The following is a 19014-nucleotide window of genomic DNA, read 5'->3' as shown; positions in this document are numbered from 1 at the left end:
AACAGGCGGCTTTGTGGCATTCAACAGGCATTCGCCGCATCAGTCGCCCGGCAATCCGTCGGTGCGTGCCGGGTCGGAGCGAATGCGGTCGATTTCATAGATGGTGCGGATCACGGTCAGCCGCGCCGTCAGCGTGGTCAAGAGCGCGATGACGATCATCGTGGCGAAAATGCCGAGATAGCCGAGGGGGCCGATCGAAAACGTGCCGAACAGGGCAGCCGCCTGGTCGCTTTCCGGCGTGGCGAGCGAGCGGCTCTGCCAGAAGCCGGCGATGGAAAACAGGGCCGCGGCAAGCAGGCCGCCGGCGGCGGCACCCTTCAGGCTGATCTTCAGGAAGTGTTTCTGGAATTCCTGAGCGACGAAGGAGCCCTCGGCGCCGACGAAATGCAGAACCTCGATGATGTGGCGATTGCCCGACAACGCGCCGCGCGTGGCAAAGACCACGGTCATCACCATGGCTGTGAAGACGAGCACCAATACGCCCGAGCCGATCAGCACCGTGGTGCGGGCCATCTGGACGAGCCGGTCGACCCAGGTCCGGTGATCGTCGAGGAAGGCCTGCGGCACCTCGGTCTTCAACAGTTCGCGCATGGCGGCGAAGTCGGGCGGATTGGCCTCGTCGATGGTGATGATGACGAGGCGCGGCACCGGCAGTTCATCAAGGTCGAGCCCGGTGCCGAGCCAGGGCTCCAGCAGCCTGGCTGTCGCCTCGTCATCCATGATCTGGCCTTCCTTCGTGCCGACGAAGGTGAGCGCCAGGTCGCGGGCCTTGACGAGCGCCTGGTCCATGTCGAGCCCGTCGTCCGGCTTGATCTGGATGGTGATCTCGCGGGCGATCTGGCTCTGCCAGCCGGCCGCCGTGGCGCGCACCATCGAGACGGCGCCGAGCGTCAGGCAGGCGAGAAAGGCCATGATGGCGATCACCACCATCAGCGCATTGCCCTGGATGTTGGAGGGCGGCAGGATCGGGCCGGTCGGCCTCACCGTCATCTCGGTTCGCCGCGGGGCCTGGGGCTTGCCTGGTGCCGCGCGCGGGGCGCGTCGATCGTTCTGGTCGAGCTCAGTCATAGATGTCGAGCCGCCCGTCTGTGAGGATCATGCGTCGTGCGTCGATCTGGTCCATCAGCGCCAGGTCGTGGGTGGCGATAACCACGGCCGTCCCGAGACGGTTGAGTTCGAGGAAGAGGCTGAGCAGGCGCCTTGCCATCGGCGGGTCGACATTGCCGGTCGGTTCGTCGGCCAGCAGGATCTCCGGCCGGTCGATCAGGGCGCGCGCGATCGCCACGCGCTGCTTTTCGCCGCCCGACAGGACCGGCGGCAGCACGTTGATGCGTTCGCCGAGCCCCACCCATTTCAACAGTTCCAGGACGTCGTTGCGGTAGCTGGCCTCCTCCTTGCCGCGCACGCGCAAGGGAAGCGCGACGTTCTCGTAGGTGGTCAGGTGATCAAGCAGTTGAAAATCCTGGAAGACGATGCCGACGCGCCGGCGCAGCATGGGCAGCTCCGAACGCGGGATCTTGGTGATGTCGCGGCCGAAGCTGCGGATCAACCCGCGCGTCGGCTGCAGCGACATGAAGAGAAGACGCAGAAGCGTGGTCTTGCCCGCCCCCGACGGGCCGGTCAGGAACTGGAAGGAACGCTTCGGAATGTCGAAGGTCAGGTCGCGGAGGATCTCCGGTCCCATTCCATAACGCAAACCGACATTTTCGAAGTGGATCAAGGGCTCAGCCAGTCTGACAGATCGCGTGGGTCTGCACCATGTTAACCAGGAGGGTTAACAGCCGGTAAATTCCGCCCGAAAAATGGCGCCTTCCGCCCCATCTTTTCGAAGCATTAACCATTTGAATTTACGTCTGGAGGGGATTCGTTTCAATGCCCAGATTTGGCCGGTCGGCGGGCTTACGCGAAAGGCACCGGAAAAATGAACGCATTCCGCTCCAGACGCCCCCCGGTCCAGCCGGAGATCGACCTCCTGCCGCCCGAGCGCCCACGGCGGCCGCTGCGGCCCGCCCTTGATGCGCGGGCCGATGTGGTCGACGCGCATTTCGTGCCCGTCCCCGCGCGTGAGGTGCCGCGCCGGGCGGGGGGCACGCGCGGCTTGAACGACAATCACCGTTTCACCTCGTCAAATCGGCGCAATGGCCCCGCCAACCGCTTTGCAAGCCTTGCCGCGGGCACGCTGCGGCAGACGGAGAGGGTGCTTCAGTCGTTGTCGAATGGAGCATTCGCCGTCGTCGTCGCACTGGCCTTCGCCGCCACCTTTGCGTTTGCCGGGCTGCTTCTCGGCAGCCCCGCGGAGGAAGCAGATGCCCGGCCGCTCGATATCACCCATGTGAGCCTCACTCCGCGCGACGACGACGGCATGCGCATCCTCCAGGTCAATGCCATCATCGAAAACCGCAGCGCGGAGAAAAGCCCGATGCCGAAACTCAGGGCCGACCTGATCGCCGGCGGACAGGTCATCGCCAGCACCTATATCGCAACGCCCGTCGAGGAGATCGACGCGGGCCATAGCCGCGGCATCACGGCGCGATTGCTGCATCCCGGTGGAAAAACGCCGGAACTCAGGCTGTCCTTCGCGGAATCGGGTGCCTGACGCGCCAGACTGTGCTATCGGCCGACACTTTCCATGACTGGCCGAGACGTCCGGCCAGGCCGCAGCGCTCAAAGGAGTAAGCCATGCCCGTCGTCCGCGGAAAGAACATCGAGCCGCTCTACACCGCCCGGCAGATCGATGAGCGCAACCACCAGCTCGCCGCCGAAATCGCCAAGGGGCCGGCCAATGATCTTCTGGTGATCGCGGTGCTGAAAGGCTCGTTCATCTTCGCCGCCGACCTGATCCGCGCCCTGCACGATGTCGGGCTTGCTCCCGAGGTCGAGTTCATCACACTTTCCAGCTACGGCACCGGCACGGTCTCGCAAGGCGTCAGGATCGTCAAGGACATCGACAGCGACGTGCATGGCCGCGACGTACTCCTGATCGACGACATCCTCGAATCCGGTCGCACGCTCAAGTTCGCCAAGGAGCTGCTCTACGAACGCGGCGCCTCCAATGTCTCTCTCGCCGTTCTGCTGGACAAGAAAGTGAAGCGGCAGGAACAGCTCGAGGCCGATTATGTCGGCTTCGAATGCCCCGACTATTTCGTCGTCGGCTATGGCATGGATGTCGCCTATGCCTTCCGTGAACTGCCCTATGTCGGCGTCGTCACCGGCGATGCGGCCGAGGTCTGAGATATTTTTCCGGGGCAAACTATCGCCCCTGGACGAAGATCACTCGTTAACCATGGGGGCGGTCAGCCCCCTTGGCGTTTACCGATCGCAAACGAAACTCTGGTGATTTCGCTCTCGGACAATGAATGGACCGGGAGCAGATCGATCATGGCGCGAATTCTCATCACCGAGGACGAAGACTCGCTGCGCTCCTTCGTGGCGCGGGCCTTGCGCCTCGACGGCCATGAAACCTTCGAGGCGGCCGACGGCGCCGAGGGCCTGGAGCGTCTGGCCGAGGAAACCTTCGACCTGCTGCTGTCCGATATCCGCATGCCGGTCATGGACGGCATCGAGCTCGCCCACCGCGCCCATTCCGACTTTCCGGGCCTCAAGATCCTGCTGATGACCGGCTATGCCGAGCAGCGCGAGCGTGCCGACGATCTCTCGGCCAAGATCATCGACGTCGTGTCGAAGCCCTTCGCCCTTCCGGAAATCCGCAAGGCCGTGGCGCGCGCGCTGGCCAGATGAACGGAGCCCGTCGCGGCTCTTGATCGCGACGGACCGTCATGTCTTCCCGATCATCTGGGCTTTCAGGTAGGCCTGACACATCGAGGTCAACTGACCCTGCAAAACTGCGGCGTCATTTTCCGAGAGTTGCCGCTCGAAGGCGTTGCGCACCGTTCCGAATATGACCGTGACGAGCGTCAGATTGACGGGTTCGACATTCTCGAAACGCGCATCCGGGGCCGTGCGCAGCATGGCGATGGTCGCTGCATCGACCCGTCGGGCGAAGGTCTCGATCAGCGCTTCGTTGTCCAGTTCGACCACCGAACGGTATAGCGCCCGCGTCACATCGGCCCGTTCCGTCTTCGCCCGCCAGTAGGTGTCGATGAGCGCTTCGGCCATCCTCCCGGCGGGCGCGCCGTGAGACGCTCGGCATGTCGCCTCGATCTTTCCCGCCAGGACATCCAGGTAGCGTTCGTTCAGCGCATAGATCAGCGCCTGCTTGTGCGGAAAATACTGGTACATCGTCCCGACCGAGACCCCGGCGCGCTCGGCCACCCGCGTGGTTGTCAACCGATGCGGTCCCGCGCTCAGCAAAACCTGAATGGTCGCTTCGAATATCGCATCCACCGTGGCGGTAGAGCGTGCCTGACGCGGCCTTTTCCGGGGCGTCAGGGCTCGGGGCGTTGCTGGGGCCAAAAGCGAATCCTCAAACTGAACGATCCTTCATATATTTGTCGGCATCGCAGCAAAAGGAAAGGGAGTTAGGATGGCCGACACACGGATTGCACTCGTCACCGGAGCCAACAAGGGGATCGGCCTCGAAATCGCCCGGCAACTCGCCGAGGCTGGTGCGCACGTCATCATCGGCGCGCGCGACGCAGAGCGGGGCCGCGCGGCGGCAGCAGATCTCACCGGCGAGGGGCTGTCGGCTGAGGTCCTTGCGCTCGACCTGCTGGACCCTGCATCGATCGTCGCGGCCGCCAGGCAGATCGGCGAGACGCACGGCAAGCTCGACATCCTCATCAACAATGCCGGCATTTTCGATCCTGCCGACGGTCCGCCGGGCAAGGCGTCGCTCGACGCGGTGCGTCGGGTCATGGAGACCAATTTTCTCGGCACGCTTGCGGTCACCCAGTCCATGCTGCCGCTGTTGCGTTCGGCCGGCACCGCCCGGATCGTCAACCTCGCCAGCTCACTTGGCTCGCTGACGCTGAACGGCGATCCGCAATCGCCCTACTATTCGGCGCAATTCATCGGCTACAATGCGTCAAAGGCAGCACTGAATATGCTGACGGTCCAACTCCACGAAGAGCTGCGCGGATCGGGCATTGCGGTGAATTCGGTGAGCCCCGGATTCGTCAAGACCGATCTCACGGGCTACGGCACGATGACCCCGCAAGAAGGGGCGCGACTTCCCGTGCGATTTGCGCTCGAAGAGGTCGGGTCCGGTCGCTTCGTGGAGCCCGGTGGCACCACTCCCTGGTAGATCGGAAGCGCTGAGATCCGAACCCGACTGACAGGAGAAGCCGGTTGGACGAGCGGTCGCCCTATTGAATGTCCAGCAGCCGTTCGAGGTAGCGGCGTTCGAATTCCGGGCCGGCATTGTCGCCGAGTTTCTTGCGGATGGCCTCGAGGATCTCGCGCGCCCGCTGTACGTCGATCTCGTCGGGCACGTTGACGCGTTCACCGAAATCGGGGCCGGTGGTGGCGCGCGGGCGGCCGAGCGGGTCGCGACCGTTCTGGTTTCCCTGGTTGTTGCCCTGTTGCTCCCCCTGTCCCTGCTGGCCGCGCATCGCCTGCATCATCTGGTTCATCATGTCGCGCGCGCCCTGGCGCAATGCCTCGAGCGCCTTCCCCTGGCCCTCCACCGCCTGCTCGCCCTGGCTCTTGCCCAGTGCTTCGCCTGCGCCGCGCATCTCGCGCTCGGCCTGGCCGAAGCCTTCGCCCGGCTTGACGCCGAGTTCGCCCAGCCCCTTCTGCAGTTCGCCGAGCTTCTTGCCCAGCGCATCCTGCTGGGCGCGCAGGTTCTTCAACGCCTCGCGCAATTGCTCGGCCGTCATCCGGTCGGTCGGCGAGCCCTGCTGGCCGTCCTGTCCGTCCTCGCCCTGCTGACCTCGCTGCGGCTGCCCACCTTCCTGGCCGTCCTGCGGCATCTGTTCGAGAAACTCGCCGTCTTCGCCGCCCTCTGGATCACCCCTCTGCATGCGGTCCTTCAAGGCCTGGTCGAGACGGAAGGTCTCGTCCATCAGCCTCTGCTGCTCCTGCATGATCTCGCCGAGCTTGTCGATCTGCTGGCGGGCCTGGCTGTTGTCCTGCTGCTGGCCGCCACGCTGCGGGCGGCCTGCCTGCAGGTTGTTCATCATGCGTTGCAGTTCCGAGAGCATCTGCCGCGCCGCGTCGCGATTGCCGGAGCGGGCGAGGTTCTCGATCTGGTTCATCATGTTTTCCAGATCGCGCTGGCGCAGCACGTTCTGCGCCGACTGTTGCTGCTGCTGGCTGTCGGCATTCGGCTGGCGCTGCGCCATCGCGGTCATGAATTCCTGCATGGCGGCGCGCAGCTCGTCCATTAGCTTCTTGATCTCTTCGTCCGGCGCATTGCGCTCCAGCGCGTCGGCCAGCGCCTGCTGGGCGTCGCGCAGCTTGCGTTCGGCCAGTGACAGCTCGCCGCCGTCGATGCCGAGGGCGATCTCCCAGAGGTAATCGGCGGTGTTCTCCAGTTCCTCCGTGGAGCGTGCCAGCTTCATGCGCGCCTGCGCCGACTGCAGCAGCAGGTAGTGCGTCGTGTTGGGGATCGTTTCCTCGGGGCGGATCTGCAATGCCTCGTTCAGCGCGATCGCCTGGCGCAGGTCGCGAATGTCGAGGGCGAAGACCTGGCGTTCCTCGGCCACTGCCGCCGCCAGCGGCTCGATGAAGGCGCGCGCCGGCAGCGTCATCTCGTGCGGCGGGCTGCGGCCGGTCTGGCCGGCGCCGTCGGTCGCCACCAGCGTGATCCGGACCTTGCGGCCCGACAGCGGATGCTCGGTGATGTTGCGGCTCGAAAGCCCCTTGGCGTCGCGGGCATGGTGGCGCGGCAGGTCGAGCTTGTATTCCGGCAGGGCATAGAGCGGAATGGCATCCGCCTTCTCCTCCAGCGGCTCGATCTCGGCATAGGCCTTGGCAAGCCCGTAGTCGTCCCGGGCGGTAAAGCCGATTTCCAGAGCGCCGTTGGCACTGCGGCGCGGCTGGCCGTCGAAGGCGATTTCCGGCGCCTTGTCGGGGATGACGTCGATCGCCCATTGCCGTCCACCGACCAGAAGCTCGCCGCTTGCATCGAGTTTCCATTCATGGACGCGCGCCGCGTTCGGCGCGTTCGGCGCGTTCGGCGCGTTCGGCGCGTTCGGCGCGTTGGGGGCGGGCTTGCCCGCGGGGCCGTCTGCCGGCTCGTCGTCCGCGTCCGCGTCCGGGCCGGCGCCCATGGCAATTTCGCTCACAGAGCCGTCGTCGGCCCGGCGGAACAGGACCTTCTCGTCGGCGCTGCCGCCGCTGATGCGGACTGTCGCCTGGGAATTCTGCGGGACACGGGCCTGGCTGGTCGCAGCCTGACCGTCACCCTGGCCGTCGCGGCCTGAGAGGAACACCGGCGGCTGGCCGGTATAGGCGGGCGGGGTGATCCAGGCATCGATCCTGAGGCCCGGCGCATCGCTGCTCGCCGGCTGCCGGCGGAAGGCGTCGGCGATCACGCCGGCGCCGTTGGACCCGGAATAGGCGAGCGCCGTGACGAACAGCAGCGCCGGCACGGCGCGCAGCGCATAGCGGTCGAAGCGGGAAATGTCCGGCCGCGGCAGGCCGGCGTCGAGCGCGGCGATCGTCTCGGCCATGCGGCGCTGGTGCTCGACCCAGAGCGCCCGGGCAAAGGGCGTCTCGAAGGCCGGCTCGTCGTCCTGTACGGCGACGGGCTGGTGGGCCAGATGGTTCCGTTCCTCCAGCAGCCGGTCGGCTTCTTCGCCGGCCGGCCAGCGCAGCCGGGCAAAGGGCAGGAGGCTCGCCACGAAGGCGAAGGTGAGGACGAAGACGAGGCCGAGACGGAGAAGATCCGGCAATTGCCGATAGACGCCGAGCCAGGCGAACGAGACGAAGAGTGCGGCAATCCCGAGAAGCGGCAGGAACAGCGGCAAGAGCCGTTCAGAAAACAGCACGAGCCGCGCCAGGAAGCGCTTGATCGCCACCCGCCGCGCCAGCGCCGGGTCGGTGCGAAATGCACCCGTTCTCCTGCTACCCGGCTGAGGGGTCATCCGTCGGGTCTCCGTCCTGCCCGTGGCTCGCCATAGGGTGATCACGGCGCGGCTTGTCTGTCCTTAACAAAAGTAAGGATAGCATCCTTTGTGGCGAAGACGAGGGCGGCTGGCCTTTCGGTCCCGCTTTTTTGAACCGGTCGCCGAAAAGTGAACGGCGTCCGGGCCTTTGTCAGGCAAGCCAGGCCGGAACCGAATCGAGCGCGATCATGTCGTCATAGCTCGGTCGGGGACGAATCACGTGGAACTCGCCGCCATTCACCAGCACTTCGGGGACGAGGCGCCGGGTATTGTAGGTGCTCGCCTGCACCGCGCCATAGGCCCCGGCCGAGCCGACGGCCATCAGGTCGCCGGACCGTGGCATGGCCATTTCGCGGTCGAGCGCCAGATAGTCACCGGTCTCGCAAACCGGGCCGACGATATCGGCGCGGATGCGCGGCGCGCTGGCGGCCGAAATCACCACCGGGCGGATTTCGTGATGCGCATCATAGAGCGTCGGGCGGATCAGGTCGTTCATCGCCGCGTCGACGATGACGAAGGTCTTGTCGCCGCCGTCCTTCACATAGATCACCTCGGTCACCAGGATGCCGGCATTGCCGACGATCAGGCGGCCGGGTTCGGCGACGATCTTGCAGTTGAGGCCGGAGAGCTGTTCCAGCACGATCCTGGCATAGACCTCGGGTTCCGGCGGCGGATTGTTGTCGTCCTTGTAGGGAATGCCAAGCCCGCCGCCGATGTCGACATGGTCGATAGCATGGCCGTCGGAGCGCAGCGTGTCGACCAGTTCGCGCAACAGCCGGAAGGCGTCCTCGAAGGGCTGCATTTCGGTGATCTGGCTGCCGATATGCATGTCGATGCCGGACACCTTGATGCCGGGCAGGGTGGCTGCACGGGCATAGACGGCACGGGCGCGGTCAAACGAAATGCCGAACTTGTTTTCCTTCTTGCCGGTCGAGATCTTGGCATGGGTCCGGGCATCGACGTCCGGATTGACGCGGAAGGATACATGGGCGGTCTTGCCGGCCTTCTGTGCCCGGCTCGCCAGCACGTCCAGTTCCGGTTCGCTCTCGACGTTGAAGCAGTAGATGCCGACCTCGAGCGCCAGGTCCATCTCATGCACGGTCTTGCCGACGCCGGAGAACAGGATGCGGTTGGACGGAATGCCGGCGGCCAGCGCCCGGCGCAGTTCACCCTCGGAGACCACGTCCACGCCGGCGCCGAGCCGGCCGAGCGTCTTCAATACCGCCTGGTTGGAATTCGCCTTCATCGCATAGCAGACCATCGAGTCGACGCTCGCGAAGGCCTCGGAGAAAACCCGGTAGTGCCGTTCCAGCGTCGCCGTCGAATAGCAGTAGAAGGGCGTGCCGACCGCCTTGGCGATTTCGGGTACGGAGACGTCCTCGGCATAGAGCACGCCGTCGCGATAGTCGAAGTGGTTCACGGGCTTGGACCTGTCAGAGAAGGGGGTCGAGGACGAAGGGCTGGTCGGGAACGCTCGGCTTTTCCGGCTTCTCGCCGGGCGTCGCCAGCTTGTTCTGCTTTTCCGCCGGCATGCTGGGCGGATCAAGGTCGGCCTTGCGGCCGCAGCCGGAAAGCACAAGGGCCGTCGCCAGCAGGCTGGCTGCCATCGTCCAACGGGAAAGCGTCTTCACCATCACCTATCCACCGAAAATCTCGTTCCTTAAGCCTCTAGCGAAAATCGGGGCGCTTGTGCACCCTCATTCTGGTGATGGTCCCGCAAACGACCGTGATCAATTGCGCTCGCGCCACCAGGCGATCTGCTTCCTGACTTCCGACGGCGCGGTGCCGCCGAAGCTCTTGCGGCTCGCGACCGAGGCCTCGACGGTGAGCACGTCGAAAATGCCGGCGGTGATCGCCGGATTGATCGACTGCAGGTCTTCCAGCGAAAGCTCGGCGAGGTCGCAAGCCTTGGCTTCCGCCATGGCGACCGCCTTGCCTGTGGCGTGGTGGGCGTCGCGGAAGGGCAGGCCGGCTTCCCTGACCAGCCAGTCGGCGAGATCGGTCGCGGTCGAATAGCCGGAACCGGCCGCGGCCTTCATCCTGTCGGTGCGGATCGTCATGTCGCGCACCATGCCGGTCATGGCGGCGATCGCCAGTTCCAGGCTCTCGGCCGAGTCGAAGACCTGTTCCTTGTCTTCCTGCATGTCCTTGGAATAGGCGAGCGGCAGGCCCTTCATCACGGTCAGCAACGCGACCAGCGAGCCGTTGATGCGGCCGGTCTTGGCGCGCACCAGTTCGGCGGCATCCGGGTTCTTCTTCTGCGGCATGATCGACGAGCCGGTCGAAAACGCGTCCGACAGGCGGATGAAGCCGAATTGCGGCGTCGACCAGATGACGATCTCTTCGGCGAGCCGCGACAGATGCGTGGCGCAGATCGAGGCGATCGACAGGAATTCCAGCGCGAAGTCGCGATCCGACACAGTGTCGATCGAATTGCGGGTCGGTTCGCGGAAGCCGAGCGCCTTGGCCGTCATGTGGCGGTCGATGGCAAAGCCGGTGCCCGCAAGGGCCGCCGCCCCGATCGGGCTTTCGTCCATGTGCTCGATCGCGTGGCGCACGCGCTGGCGGTCGCGGCCGAACATTTCGACATAGGCCATGCAGTGGTGGCCGAAGGTTACCGGCTGGGCGGTCTGCAGATGGGTGAAGCCCGGCATGACGGTATCGGCATGCTCCTCGGCGCGATCGAGGAAGGCGGCGATCAGCGCGGTCAGTGCAGTCTCGACCTTTTGCAGCTCTTCCTTGACCCAGAGCCGGAAGTCGAGCGCCACCTGGTCATTGCGCGAACGGGCGGTGTGCAGCCGTCCGGCGGCCGGGCCGATCAGCTCGGCCAGGCGCGCCTCGACGTTCATGTGGATGTCCTCGAGCTTGCGCGAGAAGACGAACTGGCCGCTTTCGATCTCTGACAGGATCGTGTTCAACCCGTGAACGATCTTGTCTTTGTCTTCGCCCGTGATGATGCCTTGATGCGCCAGCATGGTCGCATGCGCGATTGAGCCGCGGATGTCCTGGGCGTAAAGCTTCTTGTCGAAACCGATGGAGGCATTTATCTCCTCCATGATGGCCGCGGGGCCCGAAGCGAAGCGACCGCCCCACATCTGGTTGGAGGATTTCGTGTTCTTGGTGTCCTCGGCCATGCCTTGCCCATCCTGGAGACTGCAATGACAGAAAAAAGACCGCTCGGACTTCCTTCCGCCAAGCTTGTTGCGATTGCGGCGGTCGCCGGGATCCTTGCCGGCGCGGTCGCGGTATACGTGAAGCAGACCGCCTCTGGCAATGGGACCGAGGTCGCCGATGCCGCGCAGTGTGCGGCTTCCGTCGAAAAAGCGGCCGCCCTGAAGCCGTTTACGACCGGCGAGGTCGCCGCCATGGTGGCGGCGGCGGAGCCGCGGGTGATCGACGGGCTCTCCTTCAAGGACCAGGCGGACAAGGACCTGACGCTCGCCGATTTCACTGGCAAGACGGTTCTCCTCAATCTCTGGGCTACCTGGTGCGTGCCCTGCCGCGAGGAAATGCCGGCGCTCAACGCGCTGCAGAAGGCCGAGGGCAGCGACGCCTTCCAGGTGCTGGCGATCAATATCGATACCGGCCCGATCGACAAGCCCAGGGCCTTTCTCGAGGAAATCGGGGTCGATGCGCTCGGCCTTTACCGGGATGCCAGCATGGGCGTGTTCAATACACTGAAGAAGGAGGGCCTCGCCTTCGGCCTGCCTGCCACGCTCTTGATTGACGGAAAGGGCTGCCTGCTCGGCGCGATGAACGGTCCCGCGGCCTGGGACAGCCCGGACGCCAGGGCGTTGATCAAGGCCGCCGCCGGGCGCTGAATCGCTGACGGCCGGGCAACTTCCGCGCTCCTTTTTCATCGGCTGCGACAACTTGCCATGGCGCGAATGCCCGGCTATGAAGGCCGCAATCACTTGGACCCGGTGCAAATCCGGGTGGCTCTTCCGGCCGCCGATCCGCCGGACAACCCACCAGACTTGAAGCCTTTCGGCTGGCGGCTCCCACCGGCCCTTCAGATTTGCGGGAAATCTCCATGTACTCTAATTTCGATCTCGCCCGGTACCGGGCGGAATGGTTCGGCAATGTCCGCGCCGATCTCCTCTCCGGCCTCGTGGTTGCGCTCGCGCTCATTCCGGAAGCCATCGCCTTTTCCATCATCGCCGGCGTCGATCCGAAGGTCGGGCTTTACGCGTCGTTCTCCATCGCCGTTCTCATCGCCTTCGTCGGCGGCCGTTCCGGCATGATCTCGGCGGCGACCGCCGCGACGGCAGTGCTAATGACGCCGCTCGTCAAGCAGCACGGACTGGAATACCTGCTGGCGGCCACCGTGCTGGCGGGCGTCATCCAGATCGCCGCCGGGTTTCTCAGGCTTGGCATGGTGATGCGGTTCGTGTCGAAGTCGGTGATGACCGGCTTCGTCAATGCGCTGGCGATCCTGATCTTCATGGCGCAATTGCCGGAACTGATCGGCGTCACGCCGGTCACCTATGTCATGGTCGCTGCGGCCCTTGCCGTCATCTATATCCTGCCGCGCTTCACGCGGGCCGTTCCCTCTCCGCTTGTCGCCATCATCGGGCTCACGGCGGTGTCGATCTATTTCGGCATCGATGTGCGCACCGTCTCCGACATGGGCGAACTGCCCTCGGCCTTCCCGAGCTTCCACCTGCCGATGGTGCCGCTGACGCTGGAGACTCTTCGGATCATCGCGCCCTATTCGCTGGGTGTCGCCGTCGTCGGCCTGCTGGAATCGCTGATGACGGCCCAGTTGATCGACGACATCACCGATACGCGCAGCAACCGGCACCAGGAATCGATCGGCCAGGGGATCGCCAACGGGGTCACCGGCTTCATCGGCGGCATGGCCGGCTGTGCCATGATCGGCCAGTCGATGATCAACATCAAGTCTGGCGGGCGTGGGCGCCTGTCGACCTTCGCAGCTGGTGTCCTGTTGCTCATCCTCTGCGTCGTGCTTGGCGACTGGGTCAGCCTCATTCCCATGCCGGCGCTGGTCGCGGTGATGATCATGGTGTCGGTCGGCACCTTCTCCTGGAAGTCGGTCGACAATCTCCGGCACCACCCGGGATCGTCGTCGATCGTCATGCTGGCGACCGTCGCAACCGTGGTCGGCACCCACAATCTGGCGATCGGCGTGCTGGTCGGCGTGCTGCTTTCGGGGATTTTCTTCGCCTGGAAGATCTCGAAGATCTTCGACGTGTCCTCGCAGCTATCCGAGGACGGCCGCTGCCGCACCTATAGGGTCGGCGGACAGCTGTTTTTCGCCTCGGTCGAGGATTTCGCCCAGGCTTTTGATTTCCGTGAGTTCCTCGACAGGGTGGTGATCGATGTCAGCCGGGCCCATATCTGGGACATTTCCAGCGTCGCGGCGCTGGATTCCGTGGTGCTGAAGTTTCGCCGGCGCGGCGCCGAGGTCGAACTGGTCGGTTTCAATGAAGCCAGCAAGACAATCGTCGACAAGCTGGCAATTCACGACAAGGCTGGCGCGGCCGATCCGTCAGTGGCGCATTAGCCCGTGTGCGTTGCCCGCGCGCTGCCTCAGCGCGTCGGGACCGGCACTTCACCGCGATAGTCGTAGAAGCCGCGCCCGGCCTTGCGGCCGAGCCAGCCGGCCTCGACATACTTTACCAGCAGCGGGCAGGGGCGGTACTTGCTGTCGGCCAGGCCGTCGTGCAGGACCTGCATGATCGACAGGCAGGTGTCCAGGCCGATGAAGTCGGCGAGCTGCAGCGGGCCCATGGGATGGTTCGCCCCGAGCCGCATGGCGGTGTCGATCGCCTCCACCGAGCCAACGCCTTCGTAGAGCGTGTAGATCGCCTCGTTGATCATCGGCAGAAGAATGCGGTTGACGATGAAGGCAGGGAAATCTTCGGCGACCGTGATCGTCTTGTCGAGTGAGCGCACGAAGGTCTTGGCCGTTTCGAAGGTCGTCTCCTCGGTGGCGATGCCGCGTACCAGCTCGACCAGCTTCATCACCGGCACCGGGTTCATGAAGTGGATGCCCATGAAGCGTTCCGGCCGGTCGGTGGCGGAGGCGAGCCGGGTGATGGACAGCGAAGACGTGTTGGTGGCCAGCAGCGCTTCGGGTTTCAGCACCGGGCAGAGCTGGGCGAAGATCTTGCGCTTGACGGTCTCGTCCTCGGTCGCCGCCTCGACCACCAGGTCCATCGGCGCCATGTCATTGATGTCGGCCGTGCCGCTGATGCGCGAAAGCGCTGCCTTGCGGTCCTCGTCGGTGAGCTTGCCGTTGGTCACCTGCCGGGCGAGATTGCCGTTGATGGTGGCGAGACCCGCCTCGATGCGGTCCTTCGACAGGTCGTAGATCGTCACCTTGTAGCCCGCGAGCGCCGAGACATGAGCGATGCCGCAGCCCATCTGGCCTGCGCCCACGATCCCCACATTGCTGATAACCGTCACCATCGCGCTCTCCTCGCCACTCCGCAGGCGTAGTTTACAAAAATGCCGGGCCAACGGAAGCCGGCCCGGCAAATTGATAGACCCGCGCGGGGTGTTTTTCCAGTCCCTTTCGCAGTTGCGAAAGGCGCGCGCCTTACAGCGCCTTTTCGAGCTCCGGCAGGGCTTCGAACAGGTCGGCGACCAGGCCGTAGTCGGCGACCTGGAAGATCGGTGCCTCTTCGTCCTTGTTGATCGCGACGATGACCTTCGAATCCTTCATGCCGGCGAGATGCTGGATGGCGCCGGAAATGCCGGCCGCGATGTAGAGCTGTGGAGCGACCACCTTGCCGGTCTGGCCGACCTGCCAGTCGTTCGGGGCATAGCCGGCGTCGACCGCGGCGCGCGATGCGCCGACGGCGGCACCGAGCTTGTCGGCCACAGGCAGGATGACTTCCTTGAACTTGTCCGCCGAACCGAGGGCACGGCCGCCGGAGATGATGATCTTGGCCGAGGTCAGTTCCGGACGGTCGGAGGTCGAGAGCGCATCGCTGACGAAGGTCGAGACGCCCGGATTGGCGGCAGCGCTCACCGTTTCAACGGCGGCCGCACCTCCTTCTGCTGCGGCGGCAAAGGCCGTCGTGCGCACAGTGATCACCTTTTTGGCGTCGGTCGACTGAACCGTCTGGATGGCGTTGCCGGCATAGATCGGACGCTTGAAGGTGTCGGCCGAGACGACTTCGGTGATCTCCGAGACCTGCATCACGTCGAGCAGGGCAGCGACGCGCGGCATGACGTTCTTGGCCGAGGAGGTGGCGGGCGCGATGATCGTGTCATAGGCGCCTGCGAGGCCGATGATCAGGGCTGCGAGCGGCTCGGCGAGGTTGTTGGCAAGGCTCGCATCGTCGGCGAGCAGCACCTTGGATACGCCCGAAAGCTTGGCGGCGGCGTCGGCGGCAGCCTTGGCACCGGAGCCGGCGACCAGCACGTGAACGTCGCCGCCAATCTTGGTGGCCGCCGTCAGCGCCTTGGCGGTCTGGTCGGACAGGGTTGCGTTGTCGTGTTCTGCCAGAAGAAGAATGGCCATATCTCTAGTCTCCTATCCCGGTCCGATTACAGCACGCCGGCTTCGTTCTTCAGCTTGTCGACCAGTTCGGCGACAGACTTGACCTTGACGCCCGCCTTGCGGCCGCCGGGTTCCTCGGTCTTCAGCACCTTGAGGCGCGCCGTGGTGTCGACGCCGAAGTCGGCCGGCGTCTTCTTGTCGAGCGGCTTCTTCTTCGCCTTCATGATGTTCGGCAGGGAAGCATAGCGCGGTTCGTTCAGGCGAAGGTCGGTGGTCACCACTGCCGGAAGCTTGACGTCGATGGTCTGCAGGCCACCATCGACTTCGCGGGTGACGGTCGCCTTGTCGGCGCCAAGTTCCACCTTGGAGGCGAACGTCGCCTGGCCCCAGCCGAGCAGGGCGGCGAGCATCTGGCCGGTCTGGTTCGAATCGTCGTCGATCGCCTGCTTGCCGGTGATGACGAGGCCCGGCTGTTCGGCGTCGATGACACCCTTCAGCAGCTTGGCGACGGCGAGCGGCTCGACGGCATCGTCGGTCTCGACCAGGACGGCGCGGTCGGCGCCCATGGCGAGCGCGGTGCGCAGCGTTTCTTCGGCCTTTGCCGGGCCGATCGAGACGACGACCACTTCCTCGGCCTTGCCGGCTTCCTTGAGGCGCAGGGCCTCCTCGACGGCGATTTCATCGAACGGGTTCATCGACATCTTGACGTTGGCCAGCTCCACGCCGGTCCCGTCCGTCTTGACGCGGATCTTGACGTTGTAGTCCACAACCCGCTTAACGGTCACGAGTATCTTCATGGGTTCCTTCCTTCACTGCTCCCGCCGGAAAATGCGCTTAAGCGCGGTCCGCCGATGTTCGAATGGCGACATCGATACGCATTTTTTCCCCAAACACAACGCTCCTGCGAAGGGCGTTCTGATTTTGCCGAAGGAATAATTGACGTTTACGTGCGCGTCAACATTTCCCGTCGCGATTTTGCTCAACGGCCCCAGTGAACGGGGCGCTTCGCCTCAACCGGAGCCGGCAGGACCACCCGCGGAGCGGGCTCGAGGCGATGCCGGACGGCGGCCGGCGTGACGATGGTGCGGTCGAACAGCGGCACCCCGCGACGGCGCATGAACAGCACCAGAATTGCGCCTGCCAGGATGCCGCCGACATGGGCCCCCCAGGAGACATTGGTTTCGCCGTCGGCCAGCAGCATGAAGAACTGTTGGCCGATCCAGAAGGCCAGCGGCACGAAGGCGGGCAGCGGAAGAGGAAAGCGGAACAGCACGAGGACCCAGATCCGCACCTTCGGATGGAGCATGAGATAGGCCGCGACCACGCCCGAGACGGCGCCCGATGCACCGATCAGCGGAGCTTGGGACAGCGGCGCGACGAGGGCGTGGAACAGGGCGCCGGCCGCGGCGCAGGCGAGATAGAAGATCAGGAAGCGGATGTGCCCCAGGGCATCCTCGACATTGTCGCCGAACACCCAGAGGAACAGCATGTTGGAGCCGAGATGCATCAGGTCCACATGCAGGAAGGAATAGGTGAGAAAGGTCGCGTCGGGCGGCACGATCACCAGCGAGGGATCGAGCACGGCGCTGTCGAACACCACCGCCGGGATGAAGCCGAAGCCGAAGACGCTGGCCTCCCCCACCGCCTCCGGAGTCAGAAGGACGGTGAAGACGAAGGTCAGGACATTGGCGAGGATCAGGCCGAAGGTGACGTATTGCCGCCGGATGTGCTTGAGGGCGTTGCGGTCGTGCAGCGGAATGAACACTTGACGACCCCCTTGGCCTGTCGGCCGTCTATCGGTTCTTGCCCGGAACCCAGAGAATGTCGGCCTTGCCGCCATCATTGGCGAAGCGGGCGGCAACGAACAGGAAGTCGGACAGGCGGTTGATGTATTTCAGTGCCGGCTCGTCGATCGTCTCGCCCTCGAAGCGCGACAGTTCGACCATGATGCGCTCGGCGCGCCGCGCCACGGTGCGGGCCAGATGCAGATGGGCGGCGGCCGGCGATCCGCCCGGCAGGATGAAGGACTTGAGTGGATCGAGATTGGCGTTCAGATGGTCGATCTCGCCCTCGATGCGCGTGACCTGCGCCTCGATCACCCGCAGCGGCTCATAGGACAGCGTCTCGCCTGTTTCGGGCGCCGCCAGATCGGCGCCGAGGTCGAACAGGTCGTTCTGGATGCGCATCAGCATGGCGTCCAGTTCGGGCATTCCGCCGGTGTGCAGTCGGGCAACCCCGATCGTCGAATTGGTTTCGTCGATCGTGCCATAGGCGTCGACGCGCAGGTCGTGCTTCAGCCGGCGCGGGCCGGTGACCAGTGCCGTCGTGCCGTCGTCGCCGGTGCGGGTATAGATCTTGTTGAGCCTGACCATCCTGTCGTTCCTTTCCTAGCGGCCGCCGCCGGTCAGCCACAGCGTCAGCATGATCAGCGCGACTGCCACGGCCTGGAGGATCACGCGCATCCGCATCAGCTTGTTGGACGTGTTGCCGCTGCCGCCCTTCATCATGTTGAAAAGGCCCCGGATGAGAACCAGGACGACGAGCCCCATGACGATCAGGGTGAGCACGGTGGTGAAGGTGGACATCGTGTTTATGCAAGCTTTCTCAAAGGTTTGTCAGTCCAGCATCCGCATCAGCCGGTAAAAGAGATCGGCCGGCAGCAGGCGTTTCAGCAGCATGCCGCGCCGGGCTGGAACGGTCACGGGATAATGTGGGCGGGGGCGGGTGGCGGTCAAGGCGTGTTTCAGCACTTTGTAGACGGCGTCCGGGCCGAGCTTGTAGCGGTTGACCGGCCCCGTCCCGCCGAGCCGTGCCAACTGCCGTTTGTATTCCCCCGCATGGGCGGAATTGTCGAGGTCGACATTTTCCTCGATTATCCTCAGCGCATTGGCGGTGAAGCGGCTTTCGATCGGTCCAGGCTCGATCAAGCTGACATGGATGCCCGAACCCTCCAGCTCCATCCTGAGCGTCACGCTCAGGCCTTCGAGCGCATATTTCGACGCCGTATAGGCGCCGCGATAGCGGTAGGGCAGGAGCCCGAGGATGGAGGAGCACTGGACGATCCGGCCCTGGCCGCGGGCCCGCATCAGCGGGATCACCCGCCGGGTCAACTCGTGCCAACCAAAGAAATTGGCCTCGAACTGGCGGCGCAACACGTCGGTCGACAGATCCTCGATCGCGCCCGGCTGGCCATAGGCGCCATTGTTGAACAGCGCGTCGATCCGCCCGCCGGCCCGTCTCGTCACCTCTTCGACCAGCGCGGCAATGCTCGCCGCGTCTGTATAGTCCATCAGCAGGGCCTCGATGCCGTCGGCCTCGAGAGGCTGAAGATCTTCCGGCCTGCGGACGGTTGCGAACACGCGCCACCCGTCGGCGGCGAGCGCCCTTGCGCAATGGGCGCCAATCCCGCTCGAGCAGCCGGTGACGATGATGGTCGGGCGGTCCGTCATTGATTGTTCCCTGTACAAACCGTGCGGGTTTCCCATATTCGTTCGCGGGTGACAATCGGTCCGTCGAGCCAGCGGCCAGCGA

General features: G+C 64.7%; 20 protein-coding genes and 1 other annotated feature. Of the genes, 6 read left to right on the top strand and 14 right to left on the bottom strand.

From position 1 onward, the window contains the following. Positions 1 to 39 precede the first annotated feature (39 nt). Positions 40 to 1068: a cell division protein FtsX gene (locus RHIZ70P_RS10675; protein WP_115670294.1), complete on the bottom strand. Its 1029-nt coding sequence runs from the start codon at positions 1066 to 1068 to the stop codon at positions 40 to 42. Continuing rightward, the gene (ftsE, locus tag RHIZ70P_RS10670) at positions 1061 to 1720 is read right to left on the bottom strand and encodes a cell division ATP-binding protein FtsE (protein WP_115670293.1); all 660 of its coding nucleotides are present in this window, start codon (positions 1718 to 1720) and stop codon (positions 1061 to 1063) included. Before ftsE ends, RHIZ70P_RS10675 begins: the two co-directional genes overlap by 8 nt. Before the next feature lie 201 nt (positions 1721 to 1921). Here ftsE and RHIZ70P_RS10665 point away from each other — a divergent pair, with 201 nt between their 5' ends. The 3 genes from RHIZ70P_RS10665 to RHIZ70P_RS10655 all read left to right on the top strand — a co-directional run bounded on the left by RHIZ70P_RS10665 (position 1922) and on the right by RHIZ70P_RS10655 (position 3738). After that, entirely contained in the window at positions 1922 to 2596 is a 675-nt protein-coding gene (locus RHIZ70P_RS10665) for a hypothetical protein (protein ID WP_115670292.1), read from the top strand. Between the two features lie 83 nt (positions 2597 to 2679). After that, positions 2680 to 3231, top strand: coding sequence for a hypoxanthine phosphoribosyltransferase (gene hpt, locus RHIZ70P_RS10660; RefSeq protein ID WP_115670291.1), 552 nt, complete (start codon positions 2680 to 2682; stop codon positions 3229 to 3231). A 147-nt stretch (positions 3232 to 3378) separates the two neighbouring features. Then, a complete protein-coding gene (locus RHIZ70P_RS10655; RefSeq protein WP_115670524.1) occupies positions 3379 to 3738 on the top strand; it encodes a response regulator in 360 nt (119 codons plus the stop codon). A gap of 36 nt (positions 3739 to 3774) precedes the next feature. Here the strand turns inward: RHIZ70P_RS10655 and RHIZ70P_RS10650 are convergent, their stop codons facing one another. Continuing rightward, positions 3775 to 4413 carry a TetR/AcrR family transcriptional regulator gene (locus tag RHIZ70P_RS10650; protein ID WP_115670290.1) on the bottom strand — a complete coding sequence of 213 codons (639 nt, stop codon included), beginning with the start codon at positions 4411 to 4413 and terminating at the stop codon, positions 3775 to 3777. Positions 4414 to 4483: 70 nt separating this feature from the next. On the opposite strand from RHIZ70P_RS10650, the gene RHIZ70P_RS10645 reads away from it, so the two are divergent. Next, complete coding sequence (locus RHIZ70P_RS10645) at positions 4484 to 5203, top strand: SDR family oxidoreductase (RefSeq protein WP_115670289.1); 720 nt, start codon at positions 4484 to 4486, stop codon at positions 5201 to 5203. 61 nt (positions 5204 to 5264) lie between these two features. Here the strand turns inward: RHIZ70P_RS10645 and RHIZ70P_RS10640 are convergent, their stop codons facing one another. The 4 genes from RHIZ70P_RS10640 to argH form a co-directional block, all read right to left on the bottom strand. Continuing rightward, entirely contained in the window at positions 5265 to 7988 is a 2724-nt protein-coding gene (locus RHIZ70P_RS10640; protein WP_115670288.1) for a TIGR02302 family protein, read from the bottom strand. Positions 7989 to 8160: 172 nt separating this feature from the next. Then, the gene (gene lysA / locus RHIZ70P_RS10635) at positions 8161 to 9429 is read right to left on the bottom strand and encodes a diaminopimelate decarboxylase (RefSeq protein ID WP_115670287.1); all 1269 of its coding nucleotides are present in this window, start codon (positions 9427 to 9429) and stop codon (positions 8161 to 8163) included. A gap of 13 nt (positions 9430 to 9442) precedes the next feature. Then, on the bottom strand, positions 9443 to 9643 hold the full coding sequence (gene lptM, locus RHIZ70P_RS10630; protein WP_115670286.1) for an LPS translocon maturation chaperone LptM: 201 nt from the start codon (positions 9641 to 9643) through the stop codon (positions 9443 to 9445). A gap of 96 nt (positions 9644 to 9739) precedes the next feature. Continuing rightward, a complete protein-coding gene (gene argH, locus RHIZ70P_RS10625; protein WP_115670285.1) occupies positions 9740 to 11143 on the bottom strand; it encodes an argininosuccinate lyase in 1404 nt (467 codons plus the stop codon). Between the two features lie 24 nt (positions 11144 to 11167). Here argH and tlpA point away from each other — a divergent pair, with 24 nt between their 5' ends. Next, positions 11168 to 11830 (top strand): thiol:disulfide interchange protein TlpA, encoded by a 663-nt coding sequence (tlpA, locus tag RHIZ70P_RS10620; protein WP_115670284.1) that lies wholly within the window; start codon positions 11168 to 11170, stop codon positions 11828 to 11830. Between the two features lie 92 nt (positions 11831 to 11922). Beyond that, positions 11923 to 11978 (top strand) — a sequence feature (sul1 is cis-regulatory element that is thought to sense ions involved in sulfur or methionine metabolism; They are found in Alphaproteobacteria). A 64-nt stretch (positions 11979 to 12042) separates the two neighbouring features. Further along, the gene (locus RHIZ70P_RS10615; protein ID WP_115670283.1) at positions 12043 to 13536 is read left to right on the top strand and encodes a SulP family inorganic anion transporter; all 1494 of its coding nucleotides are present in this window, start codon (positions 12043 to 12045) and stop codon (positions 13534 to 13536) included. 26 nt (positions 13537 to 13562) lie between these two features. Here RHIZ70P_RS10615 and RHIZ70P_RS10610 read toward each other — a convergent pair whose 3' ends face one another. The 7 genes from RHIZ70P_RS10610 to RHIZ70P_RS10580 form a co-directional block, all read right to left on the bottom strand. Continuing rightward, a complete protein-coding gene (locus RHIZ70P_RS10610; protein ID WP_115670282.1) occupies positions 13563 to 14444 on the bottom strand; it encodes a 3-hydroxybutyryl-CoA dehydrogenase in 882 nt (293 codons plus the stop codon). Between the two features lie 130 nt (positions 14445 to 14574). Further along, complete coding sequence (locus RHIZ70P_RS10605; RefSeq protein WP_115670281.1) at positions 14575 to 15504, bottom strand: electron transfer flavoprotein subunit alpha/FixB family protein; 930 nt, start codon at positions 15502 to 15504, stop codon at positions 14575 to 14577. A gap of 26 nt (positions 15505 to 15530) precedes the next feature. Beyond that, complete coding sequence (locus tag RHIZ70P_RS10600; RefSeq protein WP_115670280.1) at positions 15531 to 16280, bottom strand: electron transfer flavoprotein subunit beta/FixA family protein; 750 nt, start codon at positions 16278 to 16280, stop codon at positions 15531 to 15533. A 182-nt stretch (positions 16281 to 16462) separates the two neighbouring features. After that, a complete protein-coding gene (locus tag RHIZ70P_RS10595) occupies positions 16463 to 17248 on the bottom strand; it encodes a rhomboid family intramembrane serine protease (RefSeq protein WP_115670279.1) in 786 nt (261 codons plus the stop codon). A gap of 28 nt (positions 17249 to 17276) precedes the next feature. Continuing rightward, positions 17277 to 17855 carry a cob(I)yrinic acid a,c-diamide adenosyltransferase gene (locus tag RHIZ70P_RS10590; protein ID WP_115670278.1) on the bottom strand — a complete coding sequence of 193 codons (579 nt, stop codon included), beginning with the start codon at positions 17853 to 17855 and terminating at the stop codon, positions 17277 to 17279. 15 nt (positions 17856 to 17870) lie between these two features. Then, complete coding sequence (locus RHIZ70P_RS10585) at positions 17871 to 18068, bottom strand: twin transmembrane helix small protein (RefSeq protein ID WP_115670277.1); 198 nt, start codon at positions 18066 to 18068, stop codon at positions 17871 to 17873. A 30-nt stretch (positions 18069 to 18098) separates the two neighbouring features. Continuing rightward, on the bottom strand, positions 18099 to 18932 hold the full coding sequence (locus RHIZ70P_RS10580; RefSeq protein ID WP_115670276.1) for an SDR family oxidoreductase: 834 nt from the start codon (positions 18930 to 18932) through the stop codon (positions 18099 to 18101). Positions 18933 to 19014: the final 82 nt, after the last annotated feature.

The organism is Paenirhizobium selenitireducens ATCC BAA-1503, from assembly GCF_900492185.1.
Lineage (GTDB): Bacteria > Pseudomonadota > Alphaproteobacteria > Rhizobiales > Rhizobiaceae > Allorhizobium > Allorhizobium selenitireducens_A.
This window is presented reverse-complemented; position numbering and strand designations above follow the sequence as displayed.

Bases quoted from the DNA above. Each gene is read 5' to 3' on its own strand.
- RHIZ70P_RS10675 (WP_115670294.1), bottom strand. From the start codon at position 1,068: ATGACTGAGCTCGACCAGAACGATCGACGCGCCCCGCGCGCGGCACCA.
- RHIZ70P_RS10665 (WP_115670292.1), top strand. From the start codon at position 1,922: ATGAACGCATTCCGCTCCAGACGCCCCCCGGTCCAGCCGGAGATCGAC.
- hpt (WP_115670291.1), top strand. From the start codon at position 2,680: ATGCCCGTCGTCCGCGGAAAGAACATCGAGCCGCTCTACACCGCCCGG.
- RHIZ70P_RS10655 (WP_115670524.1), top strand. From the start codon at position 3,379: ATGGCGCGAATTCTCATCACCGAGGACGAAGACTCGCTGCGCTCCTTC.
- RHIZ70P_RS10645 (WP_115670289.1), top strand. From the start codon at position 4,484: ATGGCCGACACACGGATTGCACTCGTCACCGGAGCCAACAAGGGGATC.
- RHIZ70P_RS10640 (WP_115670288.1), bottom strand. From the start codon at position 7,988: ATGACCCCTCAGCCGGGTAGCAGGAGAACGGGTGCATTTCGCACCGAC.
- lptM (WP_115670286.1), bottom strand. From the start codon at position 9,643: ATGGTGAAGACGCTTTCCCGTTGGACGATGGCAGCCAGCCTGCTGGCG.
- argH (WP_115670285.1), bottom strand. From the start codon at position 11,143: ATGGCCGAGGACACCAAGAACACGAAATCCTCCAACCAGATGTGGGGC.
- tlpA (WP_115670284.1), top strand. From the start codon at position 11,168: ATGACAGAAAAAAGACCGCTCGGACTTCCTTCCGCCAAGCTTGTTGCG.
- RHIZ70P_RS10615 (WP_115670283.1), top strand. From the start codon at position 12,043: ATGTACTCTAATTTCGATCTCGCCCGGTACCGGGCGGAATGGTTCGGC.
- RHIZ70P_RS10610 (WP_115670282.1), bottom strand. From the start codon at position 14,444: ATGGTGACGGTTATCAGCAATGTGGGGATCGTGGGCGCAGGCCAGATG.
- RHIZ70P_RS10605 (WP_115670281.1), bottom strand. From the start codon at position 15,504: ATGGCCATTCTTCTTCTGGCAGAACACGACAACGCAACCCTGTCCGAC.
- RHIZ70P_RS10600 (WP_115670280.1), bottom strand. From the start codon at position 16,280: ATGAAGATACTCGTGACCGTTAAGCGGGTTGTGGACTACAACGTCAAG.
- RHIZ70P_RS10590 (WP_115670278.1), bottom strand. From the start codon at position 17,855: ATGGTCAGGCTCAACAAGATCTATACCCGCACCGGCGACGACGGCACG.
- RHIZ70P_RS10585 (WP_115670277.1), bottom strand. From the start codon at position 18,068: ATGTCCACCTTCACCACCGTGCTCACCCTGATCGTCATGGGGCTCGTC.
- RHIZ70P_RS10580 (WP_115670276.1), bottom strand. From the start codon at position 18,932: ATGACGGACCGCCCGACCATCATCGTCACCGGCTGCTCGAGCGGGATT.